This is a genomic window from Corallococcus sp. 4LFB, assembly GCF_046520365.1.
GTDB lineage: Bacteria > Myxococcota > Myxococcia > Myxococcales > Myxococcaceae > Corallococcus > Corallococcus caeni.
This window is the reverse complement of record NZ_JBKGHJ010000194.1, coordinates 1-14,500: the sequence shown is the minus strand read 5'-3', so window position 1 is coordinate 14,500 and position 14,500 is coordinate 1. Positions and strand designations below refer to the sequence as shown.

Here is a 14,500-nt window from a genome sequence, read left to right as displayed (position 1 = left end):
CACCGGCGGCGGCTGCTGGGCCACCCCCTCCACCATCCGCGACACCGTGCCCAGCGAACGCAGCCGGTCGATGGCCCGCGTGCGCGCGATGGTCGTGACCCACGTCTCCAGTCCGCCGCGCGCCGGGTCGAACTCGCGCGCGCGCCGCCACACGTCCAGGAAGGTCTCCTGCAGCACCTCCTCCGCGTCCGCGCGCGTGGGCAACAGCCGCACCGCGATGGCGAACGCCCGCGCCGAACACCGCGCGTAGACACCCCGCATGGCCGCCGCGCTGCCGAGCGCCACCTGCTTCAGCAGGTCGCGGTCGGCCGACAGGTCACTCGCTTGCTGAGCAGCGGGGTCGGTAGGCGCCATGTTCGTCCCGGATACCGCAACCGGCGGGGCGGATCCCAGCTTCAACTATCGGAGGCCGTCCACACAGCACCTCGGGGTGGGCGGCCGCTCCCTCCGTTCCTAACGTTGACAGGCCAACGCGACCGGGCGGCCGCCATCCTCAATCCACCACACCCGCGCATTGCTGCCTGGAGCCACTGACTCGGAGTCCTATAAGGGGCCGCCAGCCGATATGACCGAACGACTCGGAAGCGTGTTCATCGAGAATGTCCAGCCGGAGCTGGACGCGGGGCGCTACGCCATCAAGCGCATCGCAGGGGAGAGCCTCACCGTCCGGGCGGACATCTTCAAGGAGGGCCACGACGTCCTCGTGGCCGTCGCCCGCTGGCGCCAGGTCACCCCCGCCGCCCAGCAGACGGACTGGGCGGAGGTCCCCCTCACCTTCAAGAACAACGACGCCTGGGAAGGCTCCATCCCCCTGGCGAACAACGGCCGCTACGAATTCACGATTGAAGCCTGGCCGGACCTCTTCCGCACCTGGGCGCACGAGCTCAAGCGCAAGGTGGACGCCGGCCGCGATGTGAAGAGCGAGCTCTTGGAGGGCGCCGCGCTGCTGGAGGGCGCCGCCGCGCGCGCGAAGGGCAAGGGCCGCAGAGGACCACCGGGTGCTCGCCGAGGCCGGGGCCCGCCTGCGCACGCCGCCCACGCCGGACCACCTCCTCGTCGCGCTTTCCCCCGACCTGGCGGACGCGGCGTCACGCCACCCGGACCGCACGCTCGCTCGCAAGTACGACAAGGTGCTGGAGGTGTTCGCGGACCGGGAGAAGGCGCGCAACGCCGCCTGGTACGAGTTCTTCCCGCGCTCGGCGAAGCGCGACGGCAAGACGCACGGGACCTTCAAGGACGCGCAGGGCTGGCTGCCGTACGTCCAGAAGCTCGGCTTCGACACCGTCTACCTCCCGCCCATCCACCCCATTGGCCGCACCGCGCGCAAGGGCAGGAACAACAGCCTGCGCGCGGAGCCCGGTGACGTGGGCAGCCCGTGGGCCATTGGCGCCGCGGAGGGCGGCCACAAGGCCGTGCACCCGGAGCTGGGCACGCTGGCGGACTTCCGCGCGTTCGTGGACGCGGCGAAGGCGCACGGCATCGAAGTGGCGCTGGACCTGGCCTTCCAGTGCTCGCCGGACCACCCGTACGTGAAGGAGCATCCGGAGTGGTTCCAGCACCGCCCGGACGGCACCATCAAGACGGCGGAGAACCCGCCCAAGCGCTACGAGGACATCGTCAACTTCGACTGGATGGGCCCCGCGCGGGACGCCCTCTGGAAGGAGCTCAAGTCCGTCGTGCTGCACTGGGTGGACAACGGCGTGCGGACCTTCCGCGTGGACAACCCGCACACCAAGCCCATGCAGTTCTGGCACTGGCTCATCCGCGAGGTGCAGGACCTGCACCCGGACGTGCTCTTCCTGTCGGAGGCCTTCACCCGCCCGAAGGTGATGAAGGCCCTGGGCAAGGTGGGCTTCACCCAGTCGTACACGTACTTCACCTGGCGCCTCTTCAAGGACGAGCTGCGCACGTACCTGGAGGAAATCACCAGCCCGCCCGTGTCGGACTACTTCCGCGGCAACCTCTGGCCCAACACGCCGGACATCCTCCCGGAGAACCTCCAGAACGCGGGCCCCGGCGCCTTCCGCCTGCGCGTGGCGCTGGCCGCCACGCTGTCGTCGGTGTGGGGCATGTACTCCGGCTATGAGCTGTGCGAGGGCCGTCCGGTGCCGGGCAAGGAGGAGTACCTGGACTCGGAGAAGTACCAGCTGGTCGCGTGGGACTGGGACCGGCCGGGCAACATCTCCGGCTGGATTGGCAGGCTCAACGCCGTCCGCAAGGCGCACCCCGCGCTCCAGCAGTACCAGGGCCTGCGCTTCTTCGAGTCCGACAACGACCGCGTCGTCTTCTACGGCAAGCGTTCGCCGGACGGCCTCAGCACGGTGCTGGTGGCGGTGAGCCTGGATCCGTACGCGCCGCAGGAGGCGCTGCTCCACGTGCCCATGGAGTGGCTGGGCGTCAACGCGGAGGAGACCTACCAGGTGCATGAGCTGATGGCCGACCAGCGCTCGCTGTGGCAGGGCCCGGACGTGCAGGTGCGCCTGACGCCCGAACAGCCCGCGGCCATCTGGGCCGTCTACCGCTACCGCCGCACCGAACAGGCGTTCGACTACTTCGAGTGACCCCATCCGAGAGGCGTATGGAACTGGATCCGCTTTGGTACAAAAAAGCGCTCATCTACGAGCTGCACATCCGCGCATTCCACGACTCCAACGGGGACGGCCACGGGGACATCCCGGGCCTGATTGAAAAGCTGCCGTACCTCCAGGACCTGGGCGTGGACTGCCTGTGGCTCCTGCCGCACTACCCGTCGCCGCTGCGCGACGACGGCTACGACATCGCGGACTACTACGGCATCCACCCGGACTACGGCACGCTGGCGGACTTCCAGCGGCTGGTGGAAGAGGCGCACAAGCGCGGGCTGCGCATCATCATCGAGCTGGTCGTCAACCACACCAGCGACCAGCACCCCTGGTTCCAGGAGGCGCGCAGGGACCCCAAGAGCCCCAAGCGCAACTGGTACGTGTGGAGCGACACGGACGAGTCCTACAAGGGCGCGCGCATCATCTTCACCGACACGGAGCGCTCCAACTGGACGTGGGATCCGGTGGCCAAGCAGTACTTCTGGCACCGCTTCTTCAGCCACCAGCCGGACCTGAACTACGACAACCCCGAAGTGCAGGAAGCCATGCTGGACGTCATGCGCTTCTGGCTCAACATGGGCGTGGACGGGTTCCGCTGCGACGCCGTGCCCTACCTCTTCGAGCGCGAGGGCACCAACTGCGAGAACCTCCCGGAGACGCACGCGTTCTTGAAGCGCCTGCGCAAAACCATCGACTCCGAGTACCAGGGCAAGGTGCTGCTCGCGGAAGCCAACCAGTGGCCCGCCGACGTGCGCGTGTACTTCGGCGAGGGCGACGAGTTCCACATGGGCTTCCACTTCCCGGTGATGCCCCGCCTGTTCATGGCGGTGCGCCGCGAGGACCGCACGCCCATCGTCGAAATCATGCAGCAGACGCCGGACATCCCGGAGTCCTGCCAGTGGGCCATCTTCCTGCGCAACCACGACGAGCTGACGCTGGAGATGGTGACGGACGAGGACCGGGACTACATGTACCGGGAGTACGCCACCGACCCGCGCATGCGCATCAACCTGGGCATCCGCCGCCGGCTGGCGCCGCTGATGGACAACGGCCGCCGGCGCATCGAGCTGATGCACAGCCTGCTGTTCACCCTGCCCGGCACGCCGGTCCTCTACTACGGGGACGAGATTGGCATGGGCGACAACATCTACCTGGGCGACCGCAACGGCGTGCGCACGCCCATGCAGTGGACCGGCGACCGCAACGCGGGCTTCAGCCGCGCGGACTACGCGCGCCTCTTCGCGCCCGTCATCGCGGACCCCGTCTACGGCTACCAGTCCATCAACGTGGAGGCCCAGGAGCGGCAGAAGTCCAGCCTGCTCCAGTGGGTGAAGCGGATGATCCGCATCCGCCAGCGCTACCCGGTGTTCGCCATGGGCACCCTGCGCTTCCTCACCACGGAGAACCGCAAGGTGCTGGCCTTCGTGCGCGAGTGGGAGGGCCAGACGGTGCTCGTCGTGTGCAACCTGTCGCGCTTCGCGCAGCCGGGCGTGCTGGACCTGCGCGAGTTCGTAGGAAGCATCCCCGTGGAGTTGATTGGAGAGACCGCGTTCCCCCGCATCAGCGACCTGCCCTATCAGCTGTCGATGGGGCCCTACATGTTCCTGTGGTTCCGGTTGGACAAGCCGCTGCAGGCGAAGGAGTAACCCCGCGTGACCCCCCTGGACCTGACCAAGCTGCCAGACTTCCTCAGAGCCCAACGTTGGTTCGCCGGCAAGGCGTGGCCCATCAAGAGCGTCAGCGTGGCGGACCACGTGACCATGGAGCTGGGCACGTGTTCCTTCACCCTGGCCATCATCGAAGTCGCCTATGAGCTGGGCCAGCCGGAGCGCTACCAGCTCCAGGCCCGGCAGACGCCGGAGGGGCTGACCAGCGCCCTGGAGGACGACGACTGCGTGCGCGCCGTCTTCAACCTGGCCCGCGAGGGCCGGGTGGTGTCGTCCGGCTCCGGCCGCGTCGTGGGGGAGTGGATCGCCTCCACCGACAGCGGCGTAGCGCTGCCGGAGCCCCTCAGCGTGCGCCGGCTCAACGTGGAGCAGAGCAACACGTCGCTGGTGCTGGGCGAGCGGGTCATCATCAAGGTCATCCGCAAGCTGGAGGCCGGCGTGAACCCCGAATACGAGGTGGGCCGCTTCCTCGCGACGAAGACGGACTTCCGCGCGACGCCGCAGCTGGTGGGCGCGCTGAACCTGGAGGGGCCCGCGGGCGCGACGCTCGCGGTGGCGCACCGCTTCGTGCCGGACGCCGTGGACGGCTGGAAGTACTCGCTGGAGCGGCTGCGCCAGGAGAAGGCGCTGAGCGAGCGCTTCCTCGGGGAGATGCGGGAGCTGGGCGCGCGCCTGGGCGAACTGCACAAGGCCTTCGCCTCCGCGGGGCCGGACGACCTGGCGTTCTCCCCGGAGCCGCTGCTCCAGGAGGACCTGCAGCGCTGGAGCGCGTCCATCGTGGGCGAACTGGGCGTGACGCTGGCGGACGCCGGGCGGCTGCACGCGGACCTGGAGGGCCGGCGCGAGGGGCTCATCGCGTACGCGAAGCGGCTGGCGCAGGTGGCGCCCTCCGGCCAGAAGATCCGCATCCACGGCGACCTGCACCTGGGCCAGGTGCTGCGCTCGCAGAACCAGTGGCTCTTCTTCGACTTCGAGGGCGAGCCGTCCCGCTCCTTCACCGCGCGCCGGGAGAAGTACAGCGCGCTGCGCGACGTGGCGGGGATGCTGCGCTCCTTCGACTACGCGGAGGCCACGGTGGCGCTGGAGGGCGGCCAGCCGCGCGGGCGCGTGGGCCCCACCCGCGACGCGTTCCTGGAGGGCTACCGCCAGGCGACGCGCGGGGCGCCCTTCCTGCCCGACAGTGACGAAGCCTTCGACGTGATGCTGCGCGCCTTCGAGCTGGAGAAGCTGTTGTACGAGGTGCGCTACGAACTCGCCAACCGGCCGGACTGGGTGCGCATCCCCGTCGAGGCCCTGTTGCGGATGGAGGATGCCCAGTGAGGAAGCCGGCGGACAGAGCACAGGTGGACGCGGAGCTGCAACGCGTGGTGGAGCTGCGCCACCCGGAACCCCACTCCATGCTGGGCGTGCATCCGGACGGCGACGCGGTGGTGGTGCGCGCCTACCGCCCGGAGGCCGTGGCCATCCACGTCCTGCCGGAGTTCGGGGGCAAGGTGCCCATGGTGCACCGCACCGGCGGCGTCTTCGAGGCGCGCATCAACGGCCGCACGGAGCCCTTCGGCTACCTGCTGGAGGTGGAGTACCCGGGCAAGAAGGTCTTCACGCTGCGCGACCCGTACAGCTTCCTGCCCACCATCGGGGAGATGGACCTGTACTTCGCCGGCGAGGGCCGCCACGAGCGGCTCTGGGAGCGCATGGGCGCGCACCTCCTCCACCACAACGGCGTGAAGGGCACGTCGTTCGCCGTGTGGGCGCCCACCGCCCGGGGCGTGTCCGTGGTGGGCGACTTCAACGGCTGGGACGGGCGCCTGCACGCCATGCGGCGCATGGGCTCCTCCGGCATCTGGGAGCTGTTCGTCCCGGAGGTCGGCGAGGGCACCCGCTACAAGTTCGAAATCAGGCCTGGCCACGGCGAGGGCGCGCTGCTCAAGGCGGACCCCTTCGCCTTCCGCACGGAGACGCCGCCCGCCACCGCGTCGGTGGTGCATGACCTGCAGCGCTACGCGTGGGGCGACAGCGCGTGGCTGGAGGCGCGGGAGAAGCACGTGGACGCGGCCCACCACCCGTGGAGCGTCTACGAGGTGCACCTGGGCAGCTGGCGCCGCGTGGTGGAGGACGGCGACCGGCCCATGACGTACCGCGAGCTGGCGCCGGAGCTGTCGCGCTACGTGAAGGAGACGGGCTTCACGCACGTGGAGCTCTTGCCCGTGTCGGAGCACCCCTACGGCGGCTCCTGGGGCTACCAGGTGGGCGGCTACTACGCGCCCACGTCGCGCTTCGGGCACCCGGACGACTTCCGCTACCTGGTGGACTACCTGCACCAGGAGGGCATCGGCATCATCGTGGACTGGGTGCCGGGCCACTTCCCGCGCGACAGCCACGCGCTGGGCAACTTCGACGGCACGTCCCTCTACGAGCACGCGGACCCGCGCAAGGGCGCGCAGCCGGACTGGGGCACGCTCGTCTTCAACTTCGGCCGTAACGAGGTGCGCAACTTCCTCATCGCCAACGCGCTGTTCTGGCTGGAGGAGTACCACATCGACGGGCTGCGCGTGGACGCCGTGGCCTCCATGCTCTACCTGGACTACAGCCGCAAGCAGGGCGAGTGGATCCCCAACCGCTGGGGCGGCCGCGAGAACGAGGAGGCCATCCAGTTCCTGCGCGAGCTCAACGACACCATCCGCCGCAAGCACCCGGGCGTGGTGGTCATCGCGGAGGAGTCCACCGCGTGGCCCAAGGTGTCCCAGCCCGTCAGCGAGGGCGGCCTGGGCTTCCACTTCAAGTGGAACATGGGCTGGATGCACGACACGCTGTCGTACTTCTCCAAGGACGCCGTCTACCGGCAGTACCACCACAACCAGCTCACCTTCGGCCTGCTGTACGCGTTCAGCGAGCACTTCATGCTGCCGCTGAGCCACGACGAGGTGGTGCACGGCAAGGGCAGCCTCTACGGGCGCATGCCGGGCGATGAATGGCAGAAGCGCGCCAACCTGCGCGCGCTGTTCGCGTGGATGTGGGCCCACCCGGGCAAGAAGCTGCTCTTCATGGGCGGCGAGTTCGGCCAGCCGGCGGAGTGGAACCACGACAAGAGCCTGGACTGGCACCTGCTCCACGACCCGGGCCACAAGGGCATCCAGAAGCTGGTGGGCGACCTGAACCGCATCTACCGCGACCTGCCCGCGCTCTACGACTCCGACAGCGAGCCGGTGGGCTTCCAGTGGCTGCAGCCGGACGCCTCCGCGGCGAACGTGCTGGCCTTCGTGCGCCGCTCGCGCACGCCCGGACGTCACGTCGTCTGCGTGGCCAACATGTCGCCGGTGCCGCGCGAGGACTACCGCGTGGGCTTCCCGCTCCACGGCCGTTACGTGGAGCTGGTCAACACCGACGCCGGGGAGTACGGCGGCAGCGGCCTGGGCAACCGGGGCCAGGTGCACACGGAGGCGACGGGCTGGGACGGCCAGCCGGCGTCCGCGGCGCTCACCCTGCCCCCGCTGTCGGTGGTGTGGTTCACGCCGGGGTAGCGCCCCGGCCTCACCGGAAGGACCTCGGGCATGGCGGCGAAGCGGAAGCTGGGAGCGACGGGCCTGGAGGTGTTCCCGCTGTGTCTGGGCGGGAACGTCTTCGGCTGGACGGCGGACGAGGCGACCTCGTTCGCCGTGCTCGACGCCTTCGTGGAGGGCGGCGGCGACTTCGTGGACACCGCGGACGTGTACTCGCGGTGGGTCCCCGGCCACGTGGGCGGCGAGTCGGAGACGGTGCTGGGGAAGTGGCTTGCCTCGCGCAAGGCGAAGGACCGCCTGGTGGTGGCCACGAAGGTCGGCGCGGAGACGGCGCTGGGCAAGGGCCTCACGCGCGAGCACATCGAGGCGAGCGTGGACGCGTCCCTGCGCCGCCTGGGCGTGGAGCGCATCGACCTGTACTACGCGCACTACGACGACCCGAACACGCCCCTGGAGGAGACGCTCCGCGCCTTCGACGCGCTGGTGAAGGCGGGCAAGGTGAAGGCGCTGGGCCTGAGCAACCACTCCGCCGAGCGCGCGCAGGAGGCGCTGGACACGCAGCAGCGGCTGGGGCTCGCGCGCTACCAGGTGCTTCAACCGGAGTACAACCTGGTGGAGCGCTCGAAGTTCGAGGGCGCGCTTCAGCAGGTGTGTGAGCGGGAGGGCCTCGCCGTGGCGCCCTACTTCGGACTGGCCGCGGGCTTCCTCACCGGCAAGTACCAGGAGGGGCAGCCGGCGCCGGCCTCACCGCGCGCGGGCAACGTGCTCAAGAAGTACGGCAACGCGAAGGGCTGGGGCGTCGTCGCCGCGCTGAAGAAGGTGGCGGAGCGCCGGGGGGCCACACCGTCGCAGGTGGCGCTCGCGTGGCTGACGACACGGCCCACGGTGGAGGCGCCCATCGCCAGCGCCACGTCCGTTGCGCAGGTGAAGGAGCTGCTCGGGGCCTTCTCCCTGAAGCTGGACGCGGACGATCTGCGGGAGCTGGACAGCGCGTCTATGTTTCATCCGTGACGAGCACGGTCTTCAGCTGCGCCAGGACGGGCTCCGGCACGTCGATGAAGGACAGGCCGACCTCGAAGCGGGCCACGGCGTCCTTGGGGAGCTTGATGACCCAGACGATGCGCGCCGTGCATTCCAGCGAGCTGCCGTCCGGAAGGAACAACTCCAGATCCAACCGCGAGCCCACGTCCTGCGGCTCGTCGGAGTAGATGCGCGCGCCCCCGAGGCTGACGTCGAGCACCTGCTTCTTGTCGCCCACCTTCATTCGCGCGGGACGCGAGTAGAGGGGCGCGTGGATCCTTGGGAAGGCGCGGCGATCAATGTGAGAGGTCATCTGGAGTGTCACGATCTGCCATTCTAGCGTGACTGTCACGAAAGGGCATATCGCCCTCCCAGGCGAAGAGGAGAACCGTGGGGCCGGACGACCTCCACGGTGGGTTCGGCTCCACCCTACCCCTGAGGGCTGCCCAGCGCCTCGAGCCCCGGCGCATCCCGCGCCAGCTCGTCGCAGATGAGCGCCTGGATGCGGAAGGCCAGCCGTGCCTCCTGGACCACCTCCTGGGCCTCGCCCTCCGTCAGCGGCACCTCGTCCAGGCGGGCCGTCAGCCGCGCCTGGAAGGCGGGCAGCTCTCCGGCGGACACCGCGTTGTAGAAGGCCATGCCCCGGCCGTTCTCCAGCTCGAACGCGCGAGCGACGAGCCCGGAGCGCTGGGGCGCGGTGAAGAGGTCCTGCACGCAGCGCGCCCAGGCATGGGCGAGGAGCAGGTGCGGGGCCTCCGCCGCCACCTCGTGGATGCGCTCGGCGTGCAGCCGCGTCCGCGCGCAGGCGAAGGGCTTCGTGCGCGTGTCGCCGCAGAACCCGTCCAGGTCCGCCACCAGCGCGGAGGCCCGCCGCAGCTCCGGCAGCCGCAGCACCCGCGTGAGGGGGCCGTCCTGCAGCGCCGGCAGCACGGACTCCAGCGCCTCGTAGACGACGTGCAGCTGGCGCAGGTGGTTCACGTAGTGGCGGGCCCGCACGAACTGGCCGTAGACGCCGCCGCTCCACGCGCCGTGGAAGAGCGCCTCCAGGAAGGGGGACTGCTCCGCCTGGCGCCGCACCATCCCCGTCCCCTCCTCCAGCCGCGACGACAGCCGCTGCGTGGACGGGAGGTCCCCGGAGGCCGCGGACGGCAGGCGCCGGTCCCTCGCGGAGCGCCCGAAGCCGCCCCAGCGGAGGGTGCCCCGGAGGCTCACTGCTTCCACCCGCCGCCAGGCGCCCCGTGGGCGGCGGTGGCGGCCTGAGGCTCGGACGCCCCGGCTTCGTGCGCGGGCGGCGCCTCCAGCTGCTGGATGGCCTCCACCAGGGTGTGGCCCAGCGCGCGCAGGACGTCCTCCTCCAGGCGAAGCGTGACCGGCCCCACCGCCAGGTGGATGTGCCCACAGCTGCACCGCGTCACCTCCGCGCACGGGCCTCGCGCCAGCACCGCCCTGCAGCATCCCTGACCGAGCATCGCGACCTCCTTTTGATTTTGATTATCGAAATCAACTTCATGAGGCCACAACGCGCCTCCGCCGTCAAGCCCGGTCCACGCCGTTCTGATCCGGAGGCCTCAAACACAGACATGAGACATCAAATAAAAGACAAGCAAGCATCAAATACAATCAATAACTGTCTTTGATTGTTTCAATGTTTCACGCTCCAACCTCCCACTGTCCTTCCGTTCATGTAGGCATGGGGCCTTGTTTGCCCGGAGGAAATGGCTGAAGGTTTGTTCAGGTCTGTTCAGGGGGCTCCGGAGCGGCGGAAGAAATGGCTGAAGGTTTGTTCAGGTTTCGTTCAGTGGATTCAGGGTCGGCAACTTGTCGTCTTCCCTCCGGGCTCCCGGTCAGGAAAATGGGACCATGCGGCTACCGCTCTTGCTGACGACCTTCCTGGGGCTGATGTCCTTGCAGTCGGGCTGCCGTACCGACTCTCCCGTCCCCTTCCCCACTCCCCAGGACGCGGGCACGGTGGACGCGGGCATCGCCGACGCGGGCCTGTCCCCGGACGCCGGCCAGCCTCCCGAGTGGACGCTCCAGAGCACGGAGGTCCAGGTTCCGGAGGGAATGCGGGGCGCGCCGTTCGACGTGCCGCGCTTCCTGAACATCCCATCAGGGATGATGGTGTCGGTCTGGGCGCGAGTGCCGGGGGCGCGCTTCATCGCGTTCTCGCCGGAGGGCACGCTGCTCGTCTCCGTGCCCGGCCAGGGCAAGGTGATGCAGGTGCGTCCCCGCTCGGGCCAGGCGCCGGAGGTGACGCAGTGGGCGGGCGGCCTGGGCCGGCCCCACGACATCGTCTTCCACGAGCGCGACGGCCAGGTGTGGGTCTTCCTGTCGGAGAAGGACCGCGTCACGCGCTCGCGCTGGATGGCCGGTGAGACGACGCGCGGCGCGGCGGAGACCGTCATCTCCGGGCTGCCGGACGCGTCCCTGCCGGAGCTGCACGGCACCTACGGCCACGAACTGAAGAACCTCGCGGTGGACTCCCAGCACCGCGTGTACGTGGCCATCGCGTCCACCTGCAACGTGTGCCTGAGCGACACCACCAGCGACCCGCTGCGCGGCGCCATCTACCGGTGGGACTGGAGCGGCGGCTCGCGCGAGCTGTTCGCGCGGGGCCTGCGCAACGCGGAGGGGCTGGCGTGGGAGCCGGGCACCGACACGCTGTGGGTCGCGGTCAACAACCGCGACAACACGCCCTACCCGTTCGATGACGGCACCGGCCAGTACGGCAAGGTGATTCCGGAGTACGTGGACAACCACCCGCCGGAGGCCCTCACCTCCGTGCGCCAGGGCGGCCACTACGGCTGGCCCTTCTGCAACCCCAACCCGGACACGGCCAGCGGCCTGAAGCAGATGCCCCTGGACCGCGACTACGACATGAACCGGGACGGCTCCAACGCGGACTGCGCGGCGTTGGACAGGACGGACCAGGGCATCCAGGCGCACTCGGCGCCCCTGGGCCTGACGTTCTTCGACAACGCGGAGCTCAACCCGGCCTGGAAGCGCGGGGCGCTCGTCGCCTACCACGGCTCGTGGAACCGCACCGTGCGGACCGGCTACAAGGTCACCGTCTTCCCGTGGGACCCGGACACGCACCAGCCCACGGGCGAGGTGGACGTCGTCACCGGCTTCGTGAACCCGGACCAGAGCGTGTGGGGCCGTCCGGTGGACGTGGCCCTGGCCCCGGGCCGGGCGTTCATCGTCAGCGACGACCAGGCCGGGGCGCTCTACCGCATCGCGCCCCTCACCCTGCCGTAGGCCGTCAGCGCGGCTCGCCGAGCGCCAGCTTCTCCACGTAGTCCGCGGGCAGCCCGGCGCTCCTCGCGCCGCGCACCAGCGCCTCCACGAAGCGCGGGCTCACCGGCCCGTCCGACGACGCGCGGCGCGGGTGGGTCACGAACGCGGTGGCCTCCACCTCCTGGCCCTCCACGCGCACGCGCACCGTGCGCTCCACGCACATGCTGGTGACGAAGCCCTCCTTGTGCTGGACGATGGGCCAGTCCTTGCCCGGGATTTCAAAGAGCCGGCCGTACACCCGCGCGCCCGGCGCGTCCGTGAGGCCCGCCACCCGGCCGCCCCACCAGCGCGAGGGGAAGTCGTAGACGAGGTCCACGTCCAGCGCCTCGGCGAGCCGGCCCTCCGGCAGCTCGAAGAAGCCGTAGCTGTGCTGGTGCTTCCACTCGTCGAAGGCGGCCCGGTCCAGGATGGTCGAGTACGCGAAGTAGCGCCGGGGGGCGCTCGCGTCCGCCTGCTCGCGCGCCTTCATCACCTGGTCGTAGTGCGAATCCATGCGTGTGCCCTCGTCTTGCCTACCGCTCGCCCTTGCGCGCGAGGCGCCGTCGCGGAACGCGCCGAGCACCCCTCCCACGTCCAGGCGGGACGTCTTGATGAACAGCCGCAGCGCGCGCTCCACGTGCTCGGCCAGGACGGCCATGCGCTCCAGCTTCCGCAGCTTCTCCGGCTGCACGCCGCCCGCGACCTCCGCCAGCCGGCGCGCCTCGGACAGGTCCGCGCGGATGCGGGTGACGAAGGCCGCCTCGCGCTCCTCCACCACGTGCGTCACCATCCGCACCAGGTCCGTCTCCGCCGCGTAGCGCCACACCGTGTCCTGCGGCACGCGCACCCGCTGCACCACGCCCCAGTGCTCCAGGTCGCGCAGCAGCATGGACACGCCGCCCTTGGACAGCTCCAGCTCGCGTTCAATCTCACCGGCGGTCAGCGGCTCACCGCGCAGGTACAGCAGGCCCCACACCCGGCCCTGGTTGCGCTTGAAGCCCCAGAACTCGATGACGTTGCCCACCGCCTCCACCGCGATGGCCTCCCATGGCGCCAGCCGTCCGTGCTCCGGCGGCGCGAGGGTCTTCTGGCTCCCGGGTTCCCCCCCCGTCCACAGGTAGCCCTTCATGCAGCGCGCCCTTTCACCTGCTGCGCGATGCCCTCCGACAGCCGGTGCGCCCAGCTCATCAGCTCCGCGCCCGCGGCGTCGCTGGCGAAGGGCCCCAGCTTGTCGAGCGCCGCGCCGATCTCCGCGTTCATCATGTCCATGGACGCCTCCACCGCGCCGGTGGCCTCGATGGCGGCGCCAATCTCCCGGGTGCGCTCCGGGGTGATGACGGAGAACGCCCACGCGTCCTTGAGCTTGCGGCGCAGGGACTCATCCCGCGACACCGCCAGCAGGATGGGCAGCGACGGCGTGCGCGAGTGCACGTCCGCGTACCGGGGCTTGCCCACGTCCGTGCCCAGGATGTCGCGGATGTCGTCGGCGATCTGGAACGCCACGCCCAGGTGCCGGCCGAAGGCGTCGAAGCGCTCCATCGCCTCCGGCTGGTCCGCCAGCGTCGCGGCCGCCTTGCCGCACCAGCCGAACAGCGACCCCGTCTTGCCCTCGGCGATGTAGCGCAGCCGCGTGAGCGGCAGGTTCAGGTCGCCGCGCGCCTCCACCTCCGCGATGGCCGCGCGGGTCATCTCCGTGACGATGGCCAGGCCGCCCTGCACCAGGCGCGCGTCCAGCATGGACAGCCGCGAGAGCGCCGTGGACAGGATGAGGTCGCCGCTCATCACCGCCACGATGTTGCCCCAGCGCGCGTTCACCGTCGGGCGGCCCCGGCGGAACATGCCCGCGTCCACCACGTCGTCATGCAGCAGGCTGGCCGAGTGGATCATCTCCGCCGCCACGCCCACGTCCACCAGCCGCGCGGCCGGCACGCCCACCACGCCGCCGAACAGGCGGACGAGCATGGGGCGCGCCCGCTTGCCCCCCGCACCCAGGCACAGGTGGCGGGCCGCGTCCATCAGCGTATCGCCCTTCACGTCCGGCCCGACGTCGCCATCCGCGAGCAATTCGGTCAGCCGCTGCTCCACCTGCCCCAGAAACTCCGTCAGCTCGTGAGCGACATCCATGTGCGCGGTCTCCTTCCGGGTCGTTCATATAGTTCAAGACCGCGTGAACTGCACCTGAATCCCTCCTGCCCACCAGGCAGGCGGACAGTGCGTCGATAGCGGCGGATGAGGCCGGCAGGTGGGCGGCCGTGCGCGAGCGACTGCTTGGGGGTCCGATTGAGGGGGAATGCGCGGCCATGGGAAACGAAGCCCAGTGTCCGCCGCCCTCCGCCGCCGCCTCGTCCAGAGCTTCGCTTCCCTCGCCACCGGCGTCCCCCTCTTCCGCCCTGGCGCCTCGCTGCCCGGCGCGTCCGCGCCCCTGCTGGGGCCCCCCCGCCCCTGGACGGCCGCC

11 protein-coding genes and 2 pseudogenes are annotated in these 14,500 nt (G+C 70.1%); 6 read left to right on the top strand and 7 right to left on the bottom strand.

Annotated features, from left to right (window positions below):
• Positions 1 to 354: sigma-70 family RNA polymerase sigma factor (locus ACLEQD_RS21240; protein WP_410386165.1), on the bottom strand; the 354-nt coding region annotated here is incomplete at its 3' end.
• A 211-nt stretch (positions 355 to 565) separates the two neighbouring features.
• Between ACLEQD_RS21240 and ACLEQD_RS21235 the strand changes: the two are divergent.
• The 5 genes and pseudogenes from ACLEQD_RS21235 (at position 566) to ACLEQD_RS21215 (ending at position 8,760) form a co-directional block, all read left to right on the top strand.
• Positions 566 to 2,561: pseudogene (locus ACLEQD_RS21235) on the top strand (alpha-1,4-glucan--maltose-1-phosphate maltosyltransferase).
• Positions 2,562 to 2,578: 17 nt separating this feature from the next.
• A complete protein-coding gene (gene treS, locus ACLEQD_RS21230) occupies positions 2,579 to 4,228 on the top strand; it encodes a maltose alpha-D-glucosyltransferase (protein WP_410386163.1) in 1,650 nt (549 codons plus the stop codon).
• 6 nt (positions 4,229 to 4,234) lie between these two features.
• Positions 4,235 to 5,569 carry a phosphotransferase gene (locus ACLEQD_RS21225; protein ID WP_410386161.1) on the top strand — a complete coding sequence of 445 codons (1,335 nt, stop codon included), beginning with the start codon at positions 4,235 to 4,237 and terminating at the stop codon, positions 5,567 to 5,569.
• A complete protein-coding gene (glgB, locus tag ACLEQD_RS21220) occupies positions 5,566 to 7,770 on the top strand; it encodes a 1,4-alpha-glucan branching protein GlgB (RefSeq protein ID WP_410386159.1) in 2,205 nt (734 codons plus the stop codon). Before ACLEQD_RS21225 ends, glgB begins: the two co-directional genes overlap by 4 nt.
• Before the next feature lie 30 nt (positions 7,771 to 7,800).
• Entirely contained in the window at positions 7,801 to 8,760 is a 960-nt protein-coding gene (locus tag ACLEQD_RS21215; RefSeq protein ID WP_410386157.1) for an aldo/keto reductase, read from the top strand.
• Here the strand turns inward: ACLEQD_RS21215 and ACLEQD_RS21210 are convergent.
• The 3 genes from ACLEQD_RS21210 to ACLEQD_RS21200 form a co-directional block, all read right to left on the bottom strand.
• A complete protein-coding gene (locus tag ACLEQD_RS21210; RefSeq protein ID WP_410386169.1) occupies positions 8,744 to 9,082 on the bottom strand; it encodes a PilZ domain-containing protein in 339 nt (112 codons plus the stop codon). The two genes, ACLEQD_RS21215 and ACLEQD_RS21210, sit on opposite strands and share 17 nt — an antisense overlap.
• A gap of 116 nt (positions 9,083 to 9,198) precedes the next feature.
• Positions 9,199 to 9,981: a heme oxygenase (biliverdin-producing) gene (locus ACLEQD_RS21205; protein WP_410386155.1), complete on the bottom strand. Its 783-nt coding sequence runs from the start codon at positions 9,979 to 9,981 to the stop codon at positions 9,199 to 9,201.
• On the bottom strand, positions 9,978 to 10,238 hold the full coding sequence (locus ACLEQD_RS21200; protein WP_410386153.1) for a hypothetical protein: 261 nt from the start codon (positions 10,236 to 10,238) through the stop codon (positions 9,978 to 9,980). Before ACLEQD_RS21200 ends, ACLEQD_RS21205 begins: the two co-directional genes overlap by 4 nt.
• 391 nt (positions 10,239 to 10,629) lie before the next feature.
• Between ACLEQD_RS21200 and ACLEQD_RS21195 the strand changes: the two genes are divergently transcribed.
• Positions 10,630 to 12,027: a PQQ-dependent sugar dehydrogenase gene (locus ACLEQD_RS21195; protein WP_410386151.1), complete on the top strand. Its 1,398-nt coding sequence runs from the start codon at positions 10,630 to 10,632 to the stop codon at positions 12,025 to 12,027.
• A gap of 4 nt (positions 12,028 to 12,031) precedes the next feature.
• Here ACLEQD_RS21195 and ACLEQD_RS21190 read toward each other — a convergent pair whose 3' ends face one another.
• The 3 genes and pseudogenes from ACLEQD_RS21190 to ACLEQD_RS21180 all read right to left on the bottom strand — a co-directional run bounded on the left by ACLEQD_RS21190 (position 12,032) and on the right by ACLEQD_RS21180 (position 14,169).
• Complete coding sequence (locus tag ACLEQD_RS21190; protein WP_410386167.1) at positions 12,032 to 12,559, bottom strand: gamma-glutamylcyclotransferase; 528 nt, start codon at positions 12,557 to 12,559, stop codon at positions 12,032 to 12,034.
• 327 nt (positions 12,560 to 12,886) lie between these two features.
• Positions 12,887 to 13,174, bottom strand: a pseudogene (locus ACLEQD_RS21185) (GbsR/MarR family transcriptional regulator); the annotation flags it as partial.
• A complete protein-coding gene (locus ACLEQD_RS21180) occupies positions 13,171 to 14,169 on the bottom strand; it encodes a polyprenyl synthetase family protein (RefSeq protein ID WP_410386149.1) in 999 nt (332 codons plus the stop codon). The gene ACLEQD_RS21180 and the pseudogene ACLEQD_RS21185, both read right to left, overlap by 4 nt.
• Between the last annotated feature and the right edge of the window lie 331 nt (positions 14,170 to 14,500).